The sequence below is a fragment of the Vibrio sp. VB16 genome (assembly GCF_015594925.2).
In the GTDB taxonomy this organism is placed as follows: Bacteria; Pseudomonadota; Gammaproteobacteria; order Enterobacterales; family Vibrionaceae; genus Vibrio.
In genome coordinates this window covers 586,629-605,706 of record NZ_CP087591.1, presented here as the reverse complement: position 1 = coordinate 605,706, position 19,078 = coordinate 586,629, and the positions used below count along the sequence as shown (strand labels likewise).

The following is a 19,078-nucleotide window of genomic DNA, read 5'->3' as shown; positions in this document are numbered from 1 at the left end:
GAAGAAATTAGAAAATAAATGAATAAAATCAAATAGATAAATATTGGCACGGATAGTGCTTTAGTTGGTAAGAATTAAATGACCGTCGACCGTTTTCAATCCTATAAGAGTCGATGGAATAACTAGACTAACTGGAGCTTTATAATGTTTTGTATTCAATGCGAGCAAACGATTCAAACACCAATCGGTAAAGGTTGTTCATATACGCAAGGTATGTGTGGCAAAACTGCTGAGGTTTCTGACCTTCAAGATGTGTTGGTGTATTCTCTGCAAGGTGTGTCGTTTTGGGCTGAGTTAGGTCGCGCTGTAAACGTTATTGATACGGAAATTGATCAGTGGGCACCTAAGGCGTTTTTCTCGACATTAACCAATGTGAACTTTGATCCAGTACGTGTTATCGAATTCGTCCAACAATCAAATGCTTATAAGCAACGTTTAGAAGAAAAAGTGCGCGCAGCTGCAATGCTCATTGGTTTTGATATTCCAGAGCTTTCTCCTGCCGCAAAATTCGAACTACCAAGTGACGAACAAGCGATTATTGAACTTGCTCCTCAAGCGGCCGTGAATCGTGGCCACGAAAGTGAGCATGAGGATGTGATTGGTCTTCGTCTTCTATGTCTATACGGCTTGAAAGGTGCTGCTGCCTACCTTGAGCACGCACGTGTTCTCTCTCAAACGGATGATGAAGTGTATGGCGAATACCACAAAATTATGGCGTGGCTAGGCACTGACCCTACCGATCTGAAAGCGTTACTGGATACATCAATGCAGATCGGTCTTGTTAACTACCGTATTATGGAGATGCTGGATAAAGGTGAAACCGATACATTTGGTCACCCAGAGCCTTCTCAGGTCAATGTTAAAACGGTTAAAGGTAAGGCTATTCTGGTTTCGGGTCATGACCTTCACGATTTAGAGAAAATTCTTCAACAAACCGAAGGCAAAGGCATCAACGTATATACAAACGGTGAAATGCTTCCTGGCCATTCTTATCCTGAACTCAAGAAATATCCACACTTGGTCGGTAACTATGGAAGTGCGTGGCAGAACCAACAGAAAGAGTTCGCCAACTTCCCAGGCGCAATTGTAATGACATCTAACTGTCTTCTCAATCCTAACGTGGGTCAATATGCCGATCGTCTATTCACTCGCAGCATTGTTGGTTGGCCGGGTGTTGCGCATCTTGAAGGTGATGATTTCAGCGCCGTTATCGATTGTGCTCTAGCGCAAGATGGATTCCAGCACGATGAAATAGAGCAGATGATTACAGTAGGATTCGGTCGTAATGCTCTAATGGCGGCCGCACCAGCGGTTGTTGAGCAAGTTAAAGAAGGCAATATCAGTCACTTCTTCCTAGTCGGCGGTTGTGATGGTGACAAAGCTGAGCGAAGCTACTACACCGACTTTACGGCTCAGGTGCCTGAAGATAGCGTTATTCTTACCTTAGCTTGCGGTAAATTCCGTTTCAATAAAGGTGAATTTGGCGACATTAATGGCATTCCACGTCTTCTTGATGTTGGCCAATGTAATGATGCGTATTCTGCTATTCAGCTTGCGATCGCGCTTTCAAAAGAGTTTGATTGTGATATCAATGAACTACCATTAACACTGGTTCTTTCTTGGTTTGAGCAAAAGGCAATTGTCATTCTTCTCACTCTGTTTGCATTAGGATTAAAAGGCATCTACACCGGCCCAACGGCACCAGCATTCTTAACTGATAATCTGTTAGCCATCATGCAAAAAGAGTTCGATATGCGTAGTATCAGCAACGTAGAAGATGATCTTAAAACTATTCTAGCAGCTTAATTACTCTGCCTACTTTCCCGGTAATGTTCCCATATTACCGGGCTTTTTTATTTTTGTTCTTGGAGATATTTAGTGATGTTAGCGTGGCAACATACCGATTCTGTCGATCTTATTTGTAAAGGTAAGTGGAGCGAAACCCCTGATACAGTCAGTTTCTCGCTGGGTAGTATCGATGATGATATAACGTTTGATTTTAAGCCCGGTCAATTCGTCACTCTTGGTTTTTCTCTGGTCGAAAGTGTCGAATATCGTGCGTATTCAATTAGTTCGTTGCCAAAGAAAAATGAGCTGCAATTCACTGTTAAGCGAGTGAAAGCTGGAAAGGTCTCTAATTACATCAATGATAACTTGATGATAGGAGATAGGGTTACGGTTCTGAAACCAGCAGGTAGCTTTAACAGTGTCGACTGTTTACCACAATCAAAAGTCGTTATGCTAAGTGCAGGATGTGGAATCACACCTGTCACATCAATGGTGAAGCAGTGGTTATCTGAAAAGGCCGATCTTGATATCGACTTTATCCATCAAGCAAGAAACAAACAGAACACGATATATTTTTCTGAACTTGAAGCACTGGCAAATGAACATCAAAATTTTCATTTGAAACTGCTTTTAAAGGAGAATGAAGGTACAGATTACCAACAGGGTCGATTTGACCAAGAATGGTTGCAACGGTTATGTCCTGATCTTCATCAACGTAGCGCTTATCTATGCGGCCCTATCGGGTTCATGGAGGATACCAAATCGTATCTTGAGACTCTTAGCTTTGATATGACGAACTTTTTTGAAGAGAGTTTCTCACCAGAGCAAAAGATGTGCGATATCGAGCAAGAAAATGGTGTTGAACAAAGCGGAGTGGTTTCGGTATCGGTACCAAGCTTTGGCGTCGAAGTGGATGCGGAATGTGGCACCATGCTGATTGACTCGCTAGAGAAAGCAGGGGTGCCCGTTATCGCGGCATGTCGAAGTGGAATGTGCGGTTCATGTAAATGCAAAGTGAAAGTGGGTGAGATTGAACGTACAAGTGTTGAAACCCTAACGACAGAAGAGATAGAAAAGGGCTTTGTATTAGCCTGCTCTTGTATAATTAAATCTGATGTTGAAGTGAGTTTAAACTAAGTCTTGAGTCGTCGATTTTTCGAATACTGCCACCTTAAATAAAAGGTGGCAGACTATAAACTGAAAAACCTTAAACGTCATATCTAAGCCACATATTAAATAGTGATCGATAATTACAGGTTATTTGTTATTGTCTCTTTATGAGCACTCTTTCCGAGATTATATAATTAGTATGGCAGACTCACTATCACTTCAACAGGCAAGAAAACTGGTACTGTTATCTCAAAAACTACCAGCACGGCAGCAAAAAGGAACGGCCTTAGAGGCGACTCTATCGGCTATTGAACACTTAGGTTATGTGCAAATGGATACCATTTCTGTTGTCCAAAGAGCACACCATCACACCCTTTGGAATAGAAACCCTCGTTACCAACCTAGCCACTTAGATACATTGGTAAATGACAAACAAGTATTCGAGTATTGGTCACACGCTGCCGCGTACTTACCAATGCGAGACTTCCGTTACAGCCTTTATAGAAAACACGCTATTTTAGATGGACATCAAAGTCATTGGTACAAACGTAACCATGACGTAATGGATAATGTTTTGTTGAGAATTGAGAAAGAAGGCCCATTAATGGCAAGGGACTTCGATGGTGATGGGAATAAATTAGGTGCCTGGCAACATAAATCCGCAAAAATGGCGTTAGAGAATCTATATATGCAAGGGGATTTGATGATTTCGTCTCGGGTGAAATTTCAAAAATCCTATGATTTAACAGAACGTGTATTGCCACAAGATATAGATAGGAGTATTCCTTCTGCTCAAGAATACGCTAGGCACCTTATATTTCGTTATTTAAAGGCGAATGGTATAGGTCAACTTGCAGAGATGAATTATTTACTTCAAGGCATTAAGCCGCACATCGCCGCTATGTTAGAAGAGTTAGTAGAGAATGGTGATGTTATGACAATAAAAGTTGCAGCGATAGAGTATTACACTCTTCCTGAAACGCTTTCATTACTCGGCAAGCGTTACCAGATCAATAAACTGCATATATTGTCTCCTTTTGACAATCTGCTGATTCAGCGAAAACGAATGCAAACCCTATTCAATTATGATTATCTTATTGAATGTTATACACCTGAAGCGAAAAGAAAATTTGGGTATTTCTCGCTGCCAATACTATGGAATGGACAGCTAGTCGCCCGCATGGACTGTAAAGCCGCTAGGAGTGAGTCAAGGCTAGATATACATCATTTGGCGCTGGAACCGAGATTGAAGAAAGTGGATGATTTTATGTCTTCACTTAAGCAAGCGCTTCCGGATTTTATGGTATTCAACGGTTGTGAAAGGCTTCTTTTACATAAGGTAACGGCAGGCAATAAGGTGATTTCAGCCGATCTAACCTAAGTTTGCAATGCGAATGTATTTACAGTGGTTATTGGCAAATGCTATAAACGATAAAGGCACCATCACTGAATAATAAGGAACACTATTAATGATTACTGACACTATCGAGAAAATTGCAATTTTAGGCATCTCTGATAAAGCCGAGCGTTACAGTTTCAAAGCGTACCAAAAACTGCTTGAGAATGGATTTACAAATCTAGTGGGTATATCACCTAAAAAACTAGATCTCTCTCAGATAGAACTTGTCGATACACTAGAGGCGCTATCAAAAGATGTGCATACATTGACGCTTTATGTCGGTGCCCAGCGCTTAGAACCAATGATTGAATCAATACTGTCGTTGTCACCGAAACGTATTATCTTGAATCCAGGAACTGAGAATCAAAATTTAATGACTCAGGCTGCCAAGCAGGGCATTGAAGTTGTTGAAGGGTGTACTTTAGTGATGCTTGTTACCAAGCAGTTTTAGATACAGATGAATAGATTCGAAATTCTTGGATTCGCGATGCTTGCTACCGAGTAAATTGAGACGCGGATGAATGGATTCACAGTGTTGCTTCCAGCATTTTATTTAGCTGTGCTCTAATAAGATTCTCTTGTGCGTTGAGTAATGTATTTTCATGTTTTGTAACTATATTTATGTCTCGATTTTGAGTGGTTGAATTCGATGCAAATTGATAGATATCCCTAATCAACATCATTGAGTTACGCATAATCGTTTCGCTTAACTCTGGGCTTATTAGCGCTTTTTCCTGACTTAAGCCTAGCAAGTTCCTAATATCAATAAAATGTTGAACATAACCAGATTGATGAACTTTGTACTCATTTCGACGGGTTTTAGCGTCTGAAAATGAACAGATATACGGATTATATTTGAGTGTACCGAACCCTAACACGACAACGCAGTTTTCATAATAAAGCTCTAGGCGACGGTCCCAAGTATCTGTTCCTTTTCCACCCTCAATGACAAAAGCTATCTCGGCTTCAGCAGACATAATATTGCCCGCACAAAGCATATACGTTTCGGCGTTGCGGTCTCTCATCAAATCAGGATGATGAAGAGCTTCTAGAATCACGTTATCCAACGTAATATTGGTGATTGAAATGGGTAACTTCTCTAGAAGCGTCATGAATCCCGCGATAGCATGTATGCCCATATCGAGACCAAATCCAGCTCCGCCGCTGGTGGCCAAATTAAGAAGTTGCCTCTCATTAAGAGTGGCTACTTTGTTGTTGAATCCAAATTCCGCGATTAAAGGGTGAGGATTGATTGGGTTGTCGACACCGACAGCGATGATCTTGTTGGGTAATGTATTGTTTGGGATATCCGGATGGGTTGTAAAGTCGATTAAAGGGGGAGTGACCATTGCAGTATCGATGAAGTAAAACCGATTACCATGTTCTTTCATCTCTTTAGATATTTGGTTAAAACCTTGCTCAATTTCGCTCAGCGAAAAAGACGGTTTTTCAATTACGATAAGACAATCACTGTCGGAAACGGTAGATTTTAGCTGTTTTAAGATATCCAAATGGTAGATTACCGGCGTTAAAATAAAAACGGCAGATAGGGTATCTAACCCGAAAGATCTTGAATAACTATCAAAGGATGAAAAGCTCTGGTGGTAGGAAATGCCCGCTTGGTTTTTAAGCTCTTTTCGTGCACTTTCATGATCTGGAGTTGGATCGATAGCGATCAATGAATAACGCGAATATAGCTCTATCATAAGCTCTCGATAGAGTTTTATGACTGAATGTTCTGGATTACCTAAGCCACCAAATATGAGTATTTGTTTTTTCATTGCTACCATACCGTTATGTCGTTTATCGGGTCAATTTTTCGTTATCTAAACTCTCCATTGACCCGACCATATATCCGCCGACCTATTTGTCAGCTGGAAAAACGACGCCAGTTTGCTTACGTATTTCAGTGATGACTTCTGCTACTTCTAACGAACGTTGTACGTAGGCGTAATTCATCGAACCATCACGGATCTGCTCTGCAAAGGCAATGGCTTCGTAGATCATCGAATTTTCTTCCTGTCCAACGTGAACGGTTTGCGGGTTTGTATCGGTTTTTTGGATGGTAAACCCGGTACACTCGGATATGTGATTGATTAAGATTACGCCTTCTTCACCTTGTAACTCGCTGGCAATATTGCCGTCAGACACTTTTGAATGTTGAATGGACACGATGAAGTTAGGGTACTCAAGGATAACGGTTCCATGAGCATCAACACCAGACTCTAGCAGTTTCGCGCTGGCTTGAATGGCATCTGGTTTACCAAATAGAGAGACGGCCGCCGCTACATTGTAATAACCGATGTCCATAATTGAGCCGTTAGAAAATTTTGGGTTAAATGTATTTGGATTTTCACCATTGAGGTACTTTTGGTAGCGAGATGAATATTGGCAGTAGCTTAAATGAACGCTGCGCAGTTTGCCTATTACAGCAAGGCTCATTTTGAGCTCTTCAAAGTTGGGTAAAAATTCGGTCTTAAACGCCTCAAAAAGAATGACGTTATATTTTTCTGCCGCGTCATACATCTGGCTTGCTTCGTTTATATTGGAAGCGATAGGCTTCTCACAAATGACATGTTTACCATGTTCCATCATGAAAATGGCCTGTTCGCAGTGCAAACTATTGGGTGAGGCGATGTAGACCGCGTCAATGCTTTTATCCGCACCGAGTTCTTCTAAGCTATTGTAGAAGTTACAATCAGGGGCTTGATGTTCTTTTGCGAAACTGTGAGCGCTCTCTAATTGACGTGAATAAACGGCAGTCAATGTGAACTGATTGCTTTGCCTAGCGGCTTCGACGAATTTTTCTGATATCCAGTTGGTTCCAATGACGGCTAAGTTGATCATCTGTTCGTATCCCCAAATTGTTTTAGCTGATTAGCAAAGCAAGTTTAGCATTGTTAGATGAAAAAGTTGGACATAGTTAACAATAACTTATGGTATTCCACAGAAACGTCAAATGGTAAAAAAGACCGTTGAATATGATTCATTTCAAACGCTTGGATATCTGCACAGTTCCCTACGAGCATCTATTTAGAGTGCAGGATATGTACTGTAGTGTTTAAAACTATCTGAACGTATTATCATTGCGCCATATTGTTATTTTCTAGACATGTGGAAGCTACCAAAGGCAATTTTTTCTAGCCCAATATGGCCACCTTCTTCAAGGAAAAAGAACTCTAATTCATCGTCTTTTCCTTTGCCAACAAAATGATGGAGAGTGCCGTTTTTCGTCAGTTTTTTGGTGTAAGCCGTAATAGTGGCACGTTTTATTTTTTGTTTAGAAAGAAACTCATAGTATTCCCTTGGTCCACCAGAGCGTAGATCGAGAATAACTTGATTGATTAAAGGCATAAAAGGGTAAACATTATCAGGCATGTCGGTTTGTTTATTATTTTTTTTATTTTTTATTTTTCGTGTTAAGAAATCATAAGTAAAGGCTCTCTTCTTTGACCCTATTTTTTCGGCATATTGAGTGGTGACGGGAACGACTTGCCTATCAATTTTTTTGTATGTGCCTTTTTCGTTGATTTTGGCACCAATAAACATAAAAGAACCTTTAACCCGAGTCTCATAGTTACAGACGTCCTCATTGCAGTGGGAAGTCATTACCACGTCGCCAAGTGGTACAGGGCCCAGACCAACAGTAAACTCCCCATTCGCTCCTGCCATTGCTTGAGAGAAAATAGGGAATAATGAAGCAATAGATGCGATACAAATTGACAATGTTTTAGTTAGCATACAATAAAATAATCTGTTGAGTTATGAATGAGTGATAGTACTAAATCTAGATGAGTTGTTAGAACAGATCCAATAACTATTAATACTCAGTTTGATAAAAATCGTCGTTACCGATGTACGAATCAAAAGAGTACGGAGTAAATCACATGTAAACAATAGCTTTGTGCACAAATCATCTATAATTAAAAAAATAACAACAAAAAAAGAAAAGAGATATTGAAGATATTAGAATGTACTAGTGATAACAATGAAATTCTATTCTGTCCAAAGGTGATGGTCCGACAGAACATCGGTCACCGATTTATTCTAACTATGTTAATTTTACACCTCGCACCAGCAGTTCATGCTCAGCCTTCACAAAACATGGAAATAACCATGTTGCCAGCGGCTCAAGACCATCACGAATTATCGACTGATTTTTCCTATCAAGACGAGAACTCCTGGATTGATGATACAGAAGATTACTTCTCTGAGACGGTGCATGACTTTAGTGCCTTTTTGGATCAAGGTTTGGCGAAGAGAGATGATGAAGAAGCCTTGACCAATAAGAGTTATTTCAAAATTAAGTATCGTTCAGAATATAGCCATTATGGCTATTTCAATTCCGATGAGAGTATTTCTATTCGTATTGACTTACCTCACGTAAAAAACAATTGGAATATAATCTTAGAGACCGATCCAGACGACTATGATTCTTTAGAAAGTAAGCAAAGGGGTTTAACGTCAGATGCGTCAAAAAATAGTATTGATGGCGCGATAGGAGGCGTTCGATTACAAGACGAAGAGCTCAAAAATTGGCGTACTAATTTTGATTTGGGTGTCAAAATACGCCTGCCTTTTGATCCGTTTGTAAGGGCTGAACTTCGTAGAGTTGAAGATTTCTCTCAAAGTTGGACAGCACAGTTTAAACAAGACGTATTCTATTATCACTCGTTAGGGTCTGGTTCATTGACCGAATTGAATTTTTATCACTCCTTAACGGAAAATGATTCTAAGATTTTTAAAGTAGGATCAAGTGGGCAATATATTTATGAGGATGATAATTGGGAACTCTTATTTCAACTGAAATATTTCGATCGTCTAAGTAACAATCATTTATTGGAATATTCCACAGGCGTTAGTATTGAACCAAATCAGGCAGATGAAGTCGCTAACTCGTGGGTATCCGCATCTTGGCGCCAAAAAATCTACAGTAATTGGCTTTACCTCTCTCTTACACCACAAGTTGATGCTCCCCGGGAACTGGATCATAAATTAAATATGGGTATTCAACTGGAACTAGAGGCAGTGTTTTCAAAAAATAGGAATCTAGATCGTCTTAATCGGTTTATTCCGCGTTCTACTCGGGTGGCAGAATAATGATTTGCTCTTGCAGCTTTGTTACAGCTATGAATTAAGTCACATTATTTTTAAGGGAATAGGTTCAAGCTAGTTATAGGTAACCAAGTTAAAGGATCAACTTTGTATATGGCTATCCGAAAAATGACGTGGAAGACGAGTAGGCGGTGAGACCGCCAGCTCCGAAGATGTTTTTGTTTTAAAAACTGTTCACGAAATTTTAGGAGTTCATTATGCCCATAAATAAAATCCGCAATATCGCTTTTATAGGCCAAACTGGTACCGGTAAAACAAGCCTTATAGAGCGTCTACTTTTTGAATCAAAAACCATAAGTTCGCTTGGTTTTGTTGATAAGGGGGATACAGTCACCGATTTTGATCCACTATCCATTCAATATAGACACAGTATAGAAGCGACTCCAGTTTCGTTGTGTTGGAACGACCACCGCATGAACTATATCGATACTCCCGGACAGACAGAGCTACTGGGAAGAACCTTTAGTATCTTTCCTGCCATTGAATCTACAGCTCTCGTACTTGATGCAAATACGCCTTTAAGCCAGGTGTCCGATAGATTATTTACTTTTGCCAAAGAACAAAAAAAGTGCCAAATGATCGTGGTAAATAAAATCGATTTAAACGCCAACAAAATCGTTGAATTAATGGCTAATATTGCAGAGCGTTTTGGTGATGCTTGTTTGCCAATTAATTTACCATCTGAAGATGGTACCTCAGTAATTGATTGCTATTTTTCCCCGGAATATGAAAAAGCGACGCTTTTTGATGATGTAACAGCGGCTCATGAACGCTTGATTGATCAAGTGATAGAAGTCGATGAAGATTTAATGGGAATCTATTTGGAACAAGGATCTGAACTCAACCCTCATCAATTGCATGACCCATTTGAAGAGTCATTGAGAACTGGTCACGTTATTCCAATCTGCTTTGTCTCTTCTGATACAGGGGCTGGCGTTGATCTCTTGCTAAAAATACTCGCTGAAATTATGCCAATGCCCAATGAGGGTAACCCGCCGTTGTTAGAAAAAAAAGGCAAGCAAGTTCAAGTGAATTGTGAGTCTTTAGAGCATAGTGTCGCGCATGTATACAAAGTTAGCGTAGATCCTTATATGGGAAAACTGGCTTATGTTCGTTTATTTCAGGGTGAAATAAATGCAGGCAGTCAGCTCTACATTGGTGAAAATAATAAGGCGTTTAAAGTTGGACATCTTTATCAGTTACAAGGTAAACAACGAAGAGAGATACAAAAAGCCATAGCCGGAGACTATTGCGTGTTAGCCAAAGTGGATGACTTGCATTTCGATTCTGTGATCCATGATTCGCACGAAGAAGATGGCATACGCATGCGTACGCTGACATTTCCGCATTCCATGTATAGTTTAGCCGTGACGCCTAAAAAGCGTGGAGATGAGAAAAAAATATCTGAAATATTGAATCGTATTTCTGCAGAAGATCCGTCATTGCGAATAGAACACCGAGTGAGAACAAATGAAACGTTAATTAGTGGTCAGGGTGAATTCCATCTAAAAGTGGCTTTAGAGAAAATGGCCATGGTATATAAACTAGAGGTAGAAACCAGCCAACCGAGTGTTGAATATTTTGAAACCGTGACAAAACCAGCAAAAGGAATGTATCGTCATAAGAAGCAAAGTGGTGGGGCTGGGCAGTTTGGAGAGGTTCAGCTTAAGGTTTGCCCTTTGCCTCGTGGGGCTGGCTTCAAATTTGTAAATAAAGTCGTCGGTGGTGCAATCCCTACTTCTCTTATCCCGGCCGTAGAAAAAGGCGTGCGTCAGGCTATCGATGAAGGCGCGATTTCTGGAAATCCGATTAAGGATATTGAAGTTACGGTATATGACGGAAAATATCATTCGGTTGACTCTAAGGAAATCGCCTTTGTTATTGCGGGTAAAAAGGCGTTTTTAGATGCAGTCAATAATGCTGACCCCATTGTATTAGAGCCCATTGTGCAATTGGATATTCATATCCCTACACACTGTGTTGGGGACGTGTCTGGAGATCTTTCAGGCAATCGAGGATTAATAGAGGGGAGTCGGCCTGAAGCGAATAATTTCACCCTTCTTAAAGCAAAGTCACCTATAAATGAACTACAAGAATATTCTCGCCGTATTCGGGCTATTACAGGCGGAGAAGGCCGTTTTGATATGACTTTGAGTCATTATGAAATTGCCCCTCCTGCGATACAAAAAAAGGTGTGTAAAGAAACGACTCAATAATAGCGACAACTCAGTCACTTAAAGGCGTTCCTTAGGGGGTAATGCCGTTAACTTAAGACATCAAACTCCGTCATCCTCACGAAAGTGGGGATCTAAACCCACCCAGATTCCCGTTTTCACGGGAATGACGACGAATACTTTTTCTTAAGTGAACGGCATTATTCCTTAGGGGGGCCTTTTTATCTTTTACGTGATAGAAACCATTCTCGTGCACTTGCGAGCCGAGAAAAGTAGAAATAACACTTTAAATGTATGTTGTGTTTTTTACTACTTGAAAGGATGGAGTTTACCTCCTATTGTAAGGCCTTCTTATGCGCGTAATTTGGTTGTGATTGTGATGAAAAATTGTTTGGTGCTTTTTATAGCCCTATTTATCTCTTTTAGTGGTACTTCTGCAGAGAAGTATTCTGAGAGTGATATTTTGGAACGTCCATTGGTCGAGCGCTATATATTGGATGAGCTTAAAGCGCTTAGACAAGACCAACAAGATCTGGAACGTAGGTTGGTTATTCAGATTACTGACCGAGAGTTAGAAGTAGCCGATAAATCCATGAATTATGCCAATGTTACGGTAACGTATTTTTTCTACATCATTGCCGGGGTTGCTTCACTGATTGCGCTGGTTGGTTGGCAGTCATTAAAAGAGATCAAGCAAAGCACCAAAGAGATGGCTGATGCGCGCTTGAATAAATTAGCCAAAGAGTATGAAACGAAATTTTTAGCATTAGAAAGAGATCTAAAACGTAAAACCCGTATTATTTCTGAAAATAACCAAGAAATTGAGATCATCAATGAAGTTCATAATCTTTGGTTGCGAGTTCAAAATGCTCAAACACCTGAACAGAAAATGGAAGTTTGCGATGAGATCCTAGTTATTCGCCCAGGAGACTTAGAAGCGCTGACTCATAAAGCGGATGCGGCAATGGAAATGAGCGAATATCACTGGGCTATGAGCCTTTGTAATCGCGTACTTGAAGTTGATGATAACAATGCACACGCGCTATACCAAAGGGCTTGTTCATATGCACGTTTAGGAGCAGAAGAACAGGCTATCTATGATCTGCATCGCTCTATTCAAGTCAGTGCGTCCATTCGTGAACTTGCCGCAGAAGAGCCCGATCTAGAGTCTTTACGTGGGAATCTTCAATTCGACACATTAATTGAAGGGGTGGAAGGTAGTCAGGCGTGATAGCTAGAAAACGTCTTTTCTGGCAGGGAGCATTAGCGATATTGCCACTCTCGGTGGCGGTTATTCCATGGGGCTTTTTGGTCGGTTCGTTTGCTATGGATGTCGGACTAACACCTTTTGAGGGACAAGCACTTTCGGCAATATTATTTGCTGGCTCTGCACAGTTGGTTGCGGTCGGGATGTTTAAAGCGGGCGTAGGGATCAGTACCATGTTATTAACCACGTTTTTTATTACTTCACGCCACTTTTTATACAGTGTATCAATGCGGAGTAAAATTGCACCACTGTCGATTAAGTGGCGGTTGTTGTTAGGGTTTTTACTCACAGATGAGCTGTTTGCGGTAGTAGGCAATCAAACGCCAGAACGATTTAAACCATGGTATGCTCTGGGGGCTGGGCTGAGTTTTTACTTGGTTTGGAATATTGCTACCTTGGTCGGAATCGTAGCAGGAAGTCAGATCCCAAACCTGGATCAGTTGGGATTGGAGTTTGCTGTTGCCGCAACCTTCATTGCTTTAGTTGTTCCTACAATAAAAAATATCCCTATTTTAATGTCTGTTTTTGTCGCGTTAGTTCTATCCGTTGCTTTGGAGTACATGAAGATTGAAGGCGCCTTAATGGTATCGAGTCTTTTCGGTATGCTGAGTGGCTTTGCTTGTGAACGACTATATAGAGTTGACAAATCAAATGATAAGAAGGGAAAAGATAAGAATCGTGAGGACAAGCTATGATTTTGTTTTCTATATTCGCGATGGCGGGGCTGGTGTTTTTCAGCCGTTATCTTTTTTTAGAACCAAAATTACCCATCAAACTGAATACAACCACTCAAAGGTTGTTAGCATATTCTAGCCCCGCAATATTAACGGCCATTTGGGCACCGATCGTTTTTATTCAAGACGGTGAGTTGTCTATTGTTCCAACCAATCCTTACCTGCTGGGCGCGCTCTTTGCTGCCTTCATGGTTTGGAAAACTAGGAATGTACTTTGGACGACGATAGTCAGTATGGCGCTATTTTTGTTTCTAAAATTGGTCGTATTTAACTAACAATATGAAAGATCAACAGACCCTAATATTAAAGTAAGGAAATAGAGATGAGCTTATCAGAGATAACGTTTTTCGAACGTTTTGAAACCGACATTTTGTCAGGTAAAAAGACGATTACAATTCGAGATGAGTCAGAAAAAGATTATGCTTCAGACTCAATTGTTCAGGTGTCTACACTTGAGACTGGCCGTTGGTTCTGTGCATTGAAAATTGACTCGGTAGTTGCGATTAAATTCGACGATTTGACAGAATTTCATGCGCATCAAGAAAATATGTCGCTTGTTGAGCTGAAAGCGGTTATTCGCGAAATATACCCCAATATCAATGATTTGTACGTCATTAGTTATGCTCTTGTTTAAACACTTTAAGTCGAGAATCAAGCAATACGATAGAAAGAGTAAATGAATGGTTTCTGAAGCTTAACTGATTATCTATCAGCGTGAAGCAGAAGGAAGATTTAATGAAATAGAACCGAAAATCAGTTATACCATGAGGTTGTTTCTCACTAATCCTCGGCGAACATTTTTGCATAGTTTGCCAAACTGTCTAATATCGTCAAAATTTGGTGTCATTCCGCGAGATATTGCTGATTCCCAGTAAGTGAGCTCTGAATCAACTAGTTCAAGAAGTTTTTTAGGACAGCCAGTACAGTTGCTTTCTGTTCCGCAGGTAAAGGTGTCTGACTCATACAGAGGTAAGGTATCTTTCACCTCTTGTATCAGCGTTAACATTGCGGTGCATCTGTCTGGTTTCTTGTTCATCTTGTTATTTGATTCGCTCTCGGATTCATGTAGTTTTAAACCCTTACTTTACATAACTTGTGCAATGGCATGATGTCTGTTTTTTTATAGTAATAGTTTATGGGATGACTTTCGAAGTCAATTTGAGGTGTTCATATTTGAAAACCATCGATCAGAAAAATCCGTAAATCCAACAACATCAACCTTTAAAGCCATTGATATTGGGTGTTCTCTTAACATCACGAGACTATCCGCATTCCACCTATAGATCCAAAAATGCTTCGGTAGTCCATCATCAAATAGTACATGAGTAGTATCGAATTTAGTATTACCTGTATGGCTATCAAATATTTTTTCAGAGCTAGTATAGATATAAACAAGTTGATTAAAAAGTGAGAATTGAAACCCTTCACTTTGCCAAACGGATCCTTCTATGTCTTCAGTTACGACTGTTACCTTGGCGTTGTTGCAGGTGATATATATATTCGTGCCGTTACTATTTTTACTTGTGAATTTGTATTTGCATCCGAGAGCATTCAGAAAGCTTAGGGAAATAAATAGAAGCAATGCTGACCAGACAAGTAGTGCAACGGATAGACAGATCGTTCGTTTCTTAATAGCAATCATTTGAAATTAACCAAATTATGTTTAGATATAAAATTAGATTCCACATCTCTAGTAAGCTGAATTTCCTCTGTAACATCACTCAGTAGGTTTTTATCTAGCGAGCAAAAATTGATCTCAGTAGTTGAATTACACGTTATTGAAAGCCAATTGTTGGTGATGTAAAAAATTGGGAAAATGCTAGACGTGATAAGAAAACATATTAATAAATACAGCATGCCAGGCCTTATTTCTATTTTGGTCGGCAGAGTAACCTTGGCAACTTTGTTCTCTTTAGTCTGTTCTATATTTGAGCAATCGAGCCAGTAACCCACTTTTGGAATATTGATAATATCCCAATCGGTAGAATGTTTTATTTTCTTACGCAAATTTGAGATAACCACTGTTAGAGAATTGTCGCCTGTGGGTTGACCTTCCCATCCAGCCATTATCAGTTGTTGCTTGGTTATTGTTTCCCCTGCATGATTTATAAGATACTCCAAAACGCGGAATTCTGGCGACGTGAACTTGATTGTCTGCGCCTCTTCACCATCTAGGCGAAAGAGCAGTTCACGTCTAATATTGACTAACTGCACATCTCGAATAACTCGGATCATGAAAAAATAATAACCATAGTCTTAGTAATGTTTGTAGGATAAACCAAAAAAATACCATAAATCAATATAAATAGAACGACCTAGACGATGAATGAATAAATATAACAGAATAGCTTGCATTATCACTCATAGACCCTATTTTGTATTTTTTGTGGAGGTATGTTCTAAAATAATAATGGTGAACGATATAAGTTAAGTGATATTAACATTTTATAATGTCAGAGAATAATATGTCGATTGTCTCATTTTCCTATTAGAAATAAATATGTTAATTTGTTATACAAATAAATAATATCTATTAATGATGGGTAAATAATAAATAATAAATAATTAGTATATATTGCCGTCGACGTGTTTAGGTGGTTTTTCTGCTTTTCTACGCAAATTCTTTTCGAAGCCAACTTCGTAAAGTTAACACGCTTTCAAGCCTAAGTTTTTCAGACTGGCAGACAAAATAAAAACTTTGTGAAGGGTGTTTTACCGGTTCCCCTACCTCTACGAGTAGGCCGAGTCTAATATCATCTTTAACAAACTGTCTATGTGTGACAAATATACCGAGCTTGCTAATGGCTGCTTGCACAGCATGTACAGAAACAACAAAGCTTAAGTTATTCCTTTGTTTGGGAATGGGTAATTGGTGAGCTTGGCACCAGTAGTTCCAGTCATTTTTACGCCGGAGATTAGAGGCATAAATTGCTGGATAAGAGTTAAGCAACGACTCAACAGTTGCTTTGCTGCTAACTAAATCTGGATTGCAAACCATTATTATTTCATCATCCCCTAGTTTTTCACAATAATAGTCCTGCCATTCATCTTTAAGGTCGTGAATAAGAGCAACATCTACTCCCTCATTATCTAAATTAAATGGACCAACGAGATTGGAAACCCTTACATCGAGATTTGGTGCGGTTTGTTGAAAGCTAAGCATACGAGGTATCCACCAATGAACCGCGAGTGAATTGTTCATGTTTAGTGTCACTCGGTTTGAATGTATTGGCTTTTGCAGCGCTTCAGAAGCATCGACTATCTGTTCTAATGCTGGTGCGACTTTTCTGTAATAGCGTTTGCCTTGGCTGTTGAGTTCAACACGCCTACCTATACGTTTAAAAAGTGGTTGACCCAGCTGGTTCTCCAAGCTTTTTATTGCCTGACTCACAGCAGAGTGGCTGACGTTAAGCACCTCAGAGGCATTAGTCATGCTGCCGGTTTCAGCTACAGCAACAAATGCATAGATAGATTTCAATGGAATTAGTGAACGCATATGTAAGTTTTTTTAACAGGTTTGGTTAATAATACTCGCTTTTCTATTCGCCGTCACTTCTCTAAGATGCCCGTATCAAAGGAGAGTAGAATGTCTAGTGAATATAAACCCACCATTTTTATGCTTGTATCTACGCTAAGCCTTTCATTATCCGGAGTTATTGCAAAATACCTAACGGGTCAGTTTAGTTTAGTTGTTTTAGTCTTTTTGCGTCTATTTATTCCCGCCATTTTTATGCTATTTATGATGGCAACAACACGATTTATGTTTCCTCAGAAAAACTTAACAAAATCGTTCATTATGCGCGCCTTGTGCGTTGCTGGCTGTCAGATGTGTTTTTTGTATTCACTAAACACTCTGACATTGGTAGAGAGTGTGGTGTTATTTGCGGCTGGGCCTTTGTTTATCCCTATATTTGAGAAAATACTTTTTGGTGTAAAGGTTCAAGCCGTGACCAAGATAGGATTAGTTGCCACGTTTTCTGGGGTGCTAATGCTAGCAGGGGATGTAAGCAGTATCGCTTTGAAGCCTGAGTTGTTGGTTGGATTATGTGCAGCGATATTTAATGCGGGATCTCAATTAAGTCTATATCGCTCAACTAAGGGGGATATGCCTGCTATCGCGGTTAATGCGTGGAGTTTTCTATTTAGCTCAATTGTGATTTTGCCGATAACCTTGTGGTATGGCGTATCCGATTTAGATATCCAAGTATTGTCTGAACCTGTAAACCATTGGGCTATTTGGTTAGCCATCGTGGTGCTTACATTTGTGATAATTAGCAATCAAGTTTTCCGCTCTAAGGCGTATAAATTGGTGGATAGTAGCTCTCGGTTGGCCCCATTGATATTCACAAATTTGATCTTCACTTTAGTTTGGCAAGTGACGTTTTTTAACGAGACACTAACACAAGAAAAACTGGCCGGTGTTTCACTTATTATAATGGCGAGTGTCTTGCAAGTTTTATGGCCAAAAATGAAGGGTGTTTGGTATAAGCCTAAGCTGAAAAAGGCATCTGACGCATAAGTAGTATTCTCTATAAAGGTGTTCGCTTTTTTATACGAGTGATTCCTTCTGTTTTTCTGATCTGTCCATTATTTAGTAGGTTTTCATCATAGACTTCGTTTCCTGTCATTAATTTTTCATATTAGAAGATGAAGAAAGAGTGATCTATGTCCACAATTATTGTTACACTTGTTGGAAATAACCCGTATAAGACAAGCGAGTGAGGCGATATGAAGTTTGAAGTTGATACACATACTCATACCTATGCAAGTGGACATGCATATAGCACCTTAATTGAGAATGCGAAGGTGGCAAATGAGAATGGATTGAAAATTTTTTGTACGACTGATCACGCAGAAACGATGCCCGGAGCCCCTCACTATTGGTTTTTTGCTAATCAACGAATTCTACCTCGCTTTTTATCTGATGTTGGTGTCGTTCGAGGGATTGAATCGAATATTCTGAATGTATCTGGTGAAGTAGATATAAATCCAACACTCGATGAAAAGCTAGATTGGGTTATCGCGAGCTTCCATGAACCGGTATACCCACCTCAAGACAAAGCCATTCACACTGAGACGTTAATTAACGTGATAAAGAGTGGTCGGGTGGATGCATTGGGTCATTTAGGTAACCCAAACTTTGATTTCGATTTTCATAAAGTATTAACGTGCGCCAAAGAACATAACGTGGCGATTGAAATTAATAACAGCTCGCTTAGGGGGCACAGCAGAGTCGGCAGTGTCGATCGCTGTTACGAAATAGCGTTAGTTGCGAAAGAAGTAGGCACTTACATTACCACGGGGTCAGATGCTCATTTTTGCGTGGATATTGGTATATTAGAAAAAGCCAGTGACCTGCTTGATAGAGCGGATATTCCTGCAACTCAAGTGATCACTCATACTGCCCGTCAGTTTTTAGATTTCCTTGGGCTTCGAAACAGGCAAACTATTGTCGAGTTTGAAAATCTATAAATCGTTCTTTTTATCGTAA

At 39.8% G+C, this 19,078-nt stretch carries 19 protein-coding genes; 12 read left to right on the top strand and 7 right to left on the bottom strand.

Annotated elements, in window-relative coordinates; translation table 11 throughout:
- The first annotated feature begins 144 nt into the window (after positions 1-144).
- From hcp to IUZ65_RS19195, 4 genes are all read left to right on the top strand, one after another.
- Positions 145-1,806 carry a hydroxylamine reductase gene (gene hcp, locus IUZ65_RS19210; protein WP_195705633.1) on the top strand — a complete coding sequence of 554 codons (1,662 nt, stop codon included), beginning with the start codon at positions 145-147 and terminating at the stop codon, positions 1,804-1,806.
- Positions 1,807-1,881: 75 nt separating this feature from the next.
- Entirely contained in the window at positions 1,882-2,925 is a 1,044-nt protein-coding gene (locus IUZ65_RS19205) for a hybrid-cluster NAD(P)-dependent oxidoreductase (protein WP_195705632.1), read from the top strand.
- A gap of 172 nt (positions 2,926-3,097) precedes the next feature.
- Positions 3,098-4,279 carry a winged helix-turn-helix domain-containing protein gene (locus IUZ65_RS19200; protein ID WP_195705631.1) on the top strand — a complete coding sequence of 394 codons (1,182 nt, stop codon included), beginning with the start codon at positions 3,098-3,100 and terminating at the stop codon, positions 4,277-4,279.
- 88 nt (positions 4,280-4,367) lie between these two features.
- Entirely contained in the window at positions 4,368-4,748 is a 381-nt protein-coding gene (locus IUZ65_RS19195; RefSeq protein WP_195705630.1) for a CoA-binding protein, read from the top strand.
- Positions 4,749-4,824: 76 nt separating this feature from the next.
- Here IUZ65_RS19195 and IUZ65_RS19190 read toward each other — a convergent pair whose 3' ends face one another.
- The 3 genes from IUZ65_RS19190 to IUZ65_RS19180 form a co-directional block, all read right to left on the bottom strand.
- Positions 4,825-6,078, bottom strand: coding sequence for a hypothetical protein (locus IUZ65_RS19190; protein ID WP_195705629.1), 1,254 nt, complete (start codon positions 6,076-6,078; stop codon positions 4,825-4,827).
- A gap of 82 nt (positions 6,079-6,160) precedes the next feature.
- Positions 6,161-7,144 carry a Gfo/Idh/MocA family protein gene (locus IUZ65_RS19185; RefSeq protein WP_195705628.1) on the bottom strand — a complete coding sequence of 328 codons (984 nt, stop codon included), beginning with the start codon at positions 7,142-7,144 and terminating at the stop codon, positions 6,161-6,163.
- 252 nt (positions 7,145-7,396) lie between these two features.
- Positions 7,397-8,038 carry a hypothetical protein gene (locus tag IUZ65_RS19180; protein ID WP_195705627.1) on the bottom strand — a complete coding sequence of 214 codons (642 nt, stop codon included), beginning with the start codon at positions 8,036-8,038 and terminating at the stop codon, positions 7,397-7,399.
- A 216-nt stretch (positions 8,039-8,254) separates the two neighbouring features.
- On the opposite strand from IUZ65_RS19180, the gene IUZ65_RS19175 reads away from it, so the two are divergent.
- The 6 genes from IUZ65_RS19175 to yqfB all read left to right on the top strand — a co-directional run bounded on the left by IUZ65_RS19175 (position 8,255) and on the right by yqfB (position 14,221).
- A complete protein-coding gene (locus IUZ65_RS19175) occupies positions 8,255-9,397 on the top strand; it encodes a hypothetical protein (protein ID WP_195705626.1) in 1,143 nt (380 codons plus the stop codon).
- A gap of 212 nt (positions 9,398-9,609) precedes the next feature.
- Positions 9,610-11,628 (top strand): elongation factor G, encoded by a 2,019-nt coding sequence (gene fusA, locus IUZ65_RS19170; RefSeq protein WP_195705625.1) that lies wholly within the window; start codon positions 9,610-9,612, stop codon positions 11,626-11,628.
- Between the two features lie 337 nt (positions 11,629-11,965).
- The gene (locus IUZ65_RS19165; RefSeq protein WP_229638320.1) at positions 11,966-12,817 is read left to right on the top strand and encodes a tetratricopeptide repeat protein; all 852 of its coding nucleotides are present in this window, start codon (positions 11,966-11,968) and stop codon (positions 12,815-12,817) included.
- Positions 12,814-13,548, top strand: a complete 735-nt coding sequence (locus IUZ65_RS19160) for an AzlC family ABC transporter permease (RefSeq protein WP_195705623.1) — start codon at positions 12,814-12,816, stop codon at positions 13,546-13,548. The genes IUZ65_RS19165 and IUZ65_RS19160 overlap by 4 nt, the downstream gene beginning before the upstream one ends.
- A complete protein-coding gene (locus IUZ65_RS19155) occupies positions 13,545-13,862 on the top strand; it encodes an AzlD domain-containing protein (protein WP_195705622.1) in 318 nt (105 codons plus the stop codon). The genes IUZ65_RS19160 and IUZ65_RS19155 overlap by 4 nt, the downstream gene beginning before the upstream one ends.
- A 47-nt stretch (positions 13,863-13,909) precedes the next feature.
- Positions 13,910-14,221, top strand: a complete 312-nt coding sequence (gene yqfB, locus IUZ65_RS19150) for a N(4)-acetylcytidine aminohydrolase (RefSeq protein ID WP_195705621.1) — start codon at positions 13,910-13,912, stop codon at positions 14,219-14,221.
- Between the two features lie 123 nt (positions 14,222-14,344).
- Here the strand turns inward: yqfB and IUZ65_RS19145 are convergent, their stop codons facing one another.
- From IUZ65_RS19145 to IUZ65_RS19130, 4 genes are all read right to left on the bottom strand, one after another.
- Positions 14,345-14,623 (bottom strand): hypothetical protein, encoded by a 279-nt coding sequence (locus IUZ65_RS19145; RefSeq protein WP_195705620.1) that lies wholly within the window; start codon positions 14,621-14,623, stop codon positions 14,345-14,347.
- Between the two features lie 117 nt (positions 14,624-14,740).
- Complete coding sequence (locus IUZ65_RS19140; RefSeq protein ID WP_195705619.1) at positions 14,741-15,229, bottom strand: hypothetical protein; 489 nt, start codon at positions 15,227-15,229, stop codon at positions 14,741-14,743.
- Positions 15,226-15,822, bottom strand: a complete 597-nt coding sequence (locus tag IUZ65_RS19135) for a winged helix-turn-helix domain-containing protein (RefSeq protein WP_195705618.1) — start codon at positions 15,820-15,822, stop codon at positions 15,226-15,228. Before IUZ65_RS19135 ends, IUZ65_RS19140 begins: the two co-directional genes overlap by 4 nt.
- 376 nt (positions 15,823-16,198) lie before the next feature.
- Positions 16,199-17,083 carry a LysR substrate-binding domain-containing protein gene (locus tag IUZ65_RS19130; protein WP_195705617.1) on the bottom strand — a complete coding sequence of 295 codons (885 nt, stop codon included), beginning with the start codon at positions 17,081-17,083 and terminating at the stop codon, positions 16,199-16,201.
- 90 nt (positions 17,084-17,173) lie between these two features.
- Between IUZ65_RS19130 and IUZ65_RS19125 the strand changes: the two genes are divergently transcribed.
- Together IUZ65_RS19125 and IUZ65_RS19120 are read left to right on the top strand one after the other, a co-directional pair.
- Entirely contained in the window at positions 17,174-18,106 is a 933-nt protein-coding gene (locus tag IUZ65_RS19125) for a DMT family transporter (RefSeq protein WP_195705616.1), read from the top strand.
- A gap of 209 nt (positions 18,107-18,315) precedes the next feature.
- Positions 18,316-19,059, top strand: coding sequence for a phosphatase (locus IUZ65_RS19120; RefSeq protein WP_195705615.1), 744 nt, complete (start codon positions 18,316-18,318; stop codon positions 19,057-19,059).
- Positions 19,060-19,078: the final 19 nt, after the last annotated feature.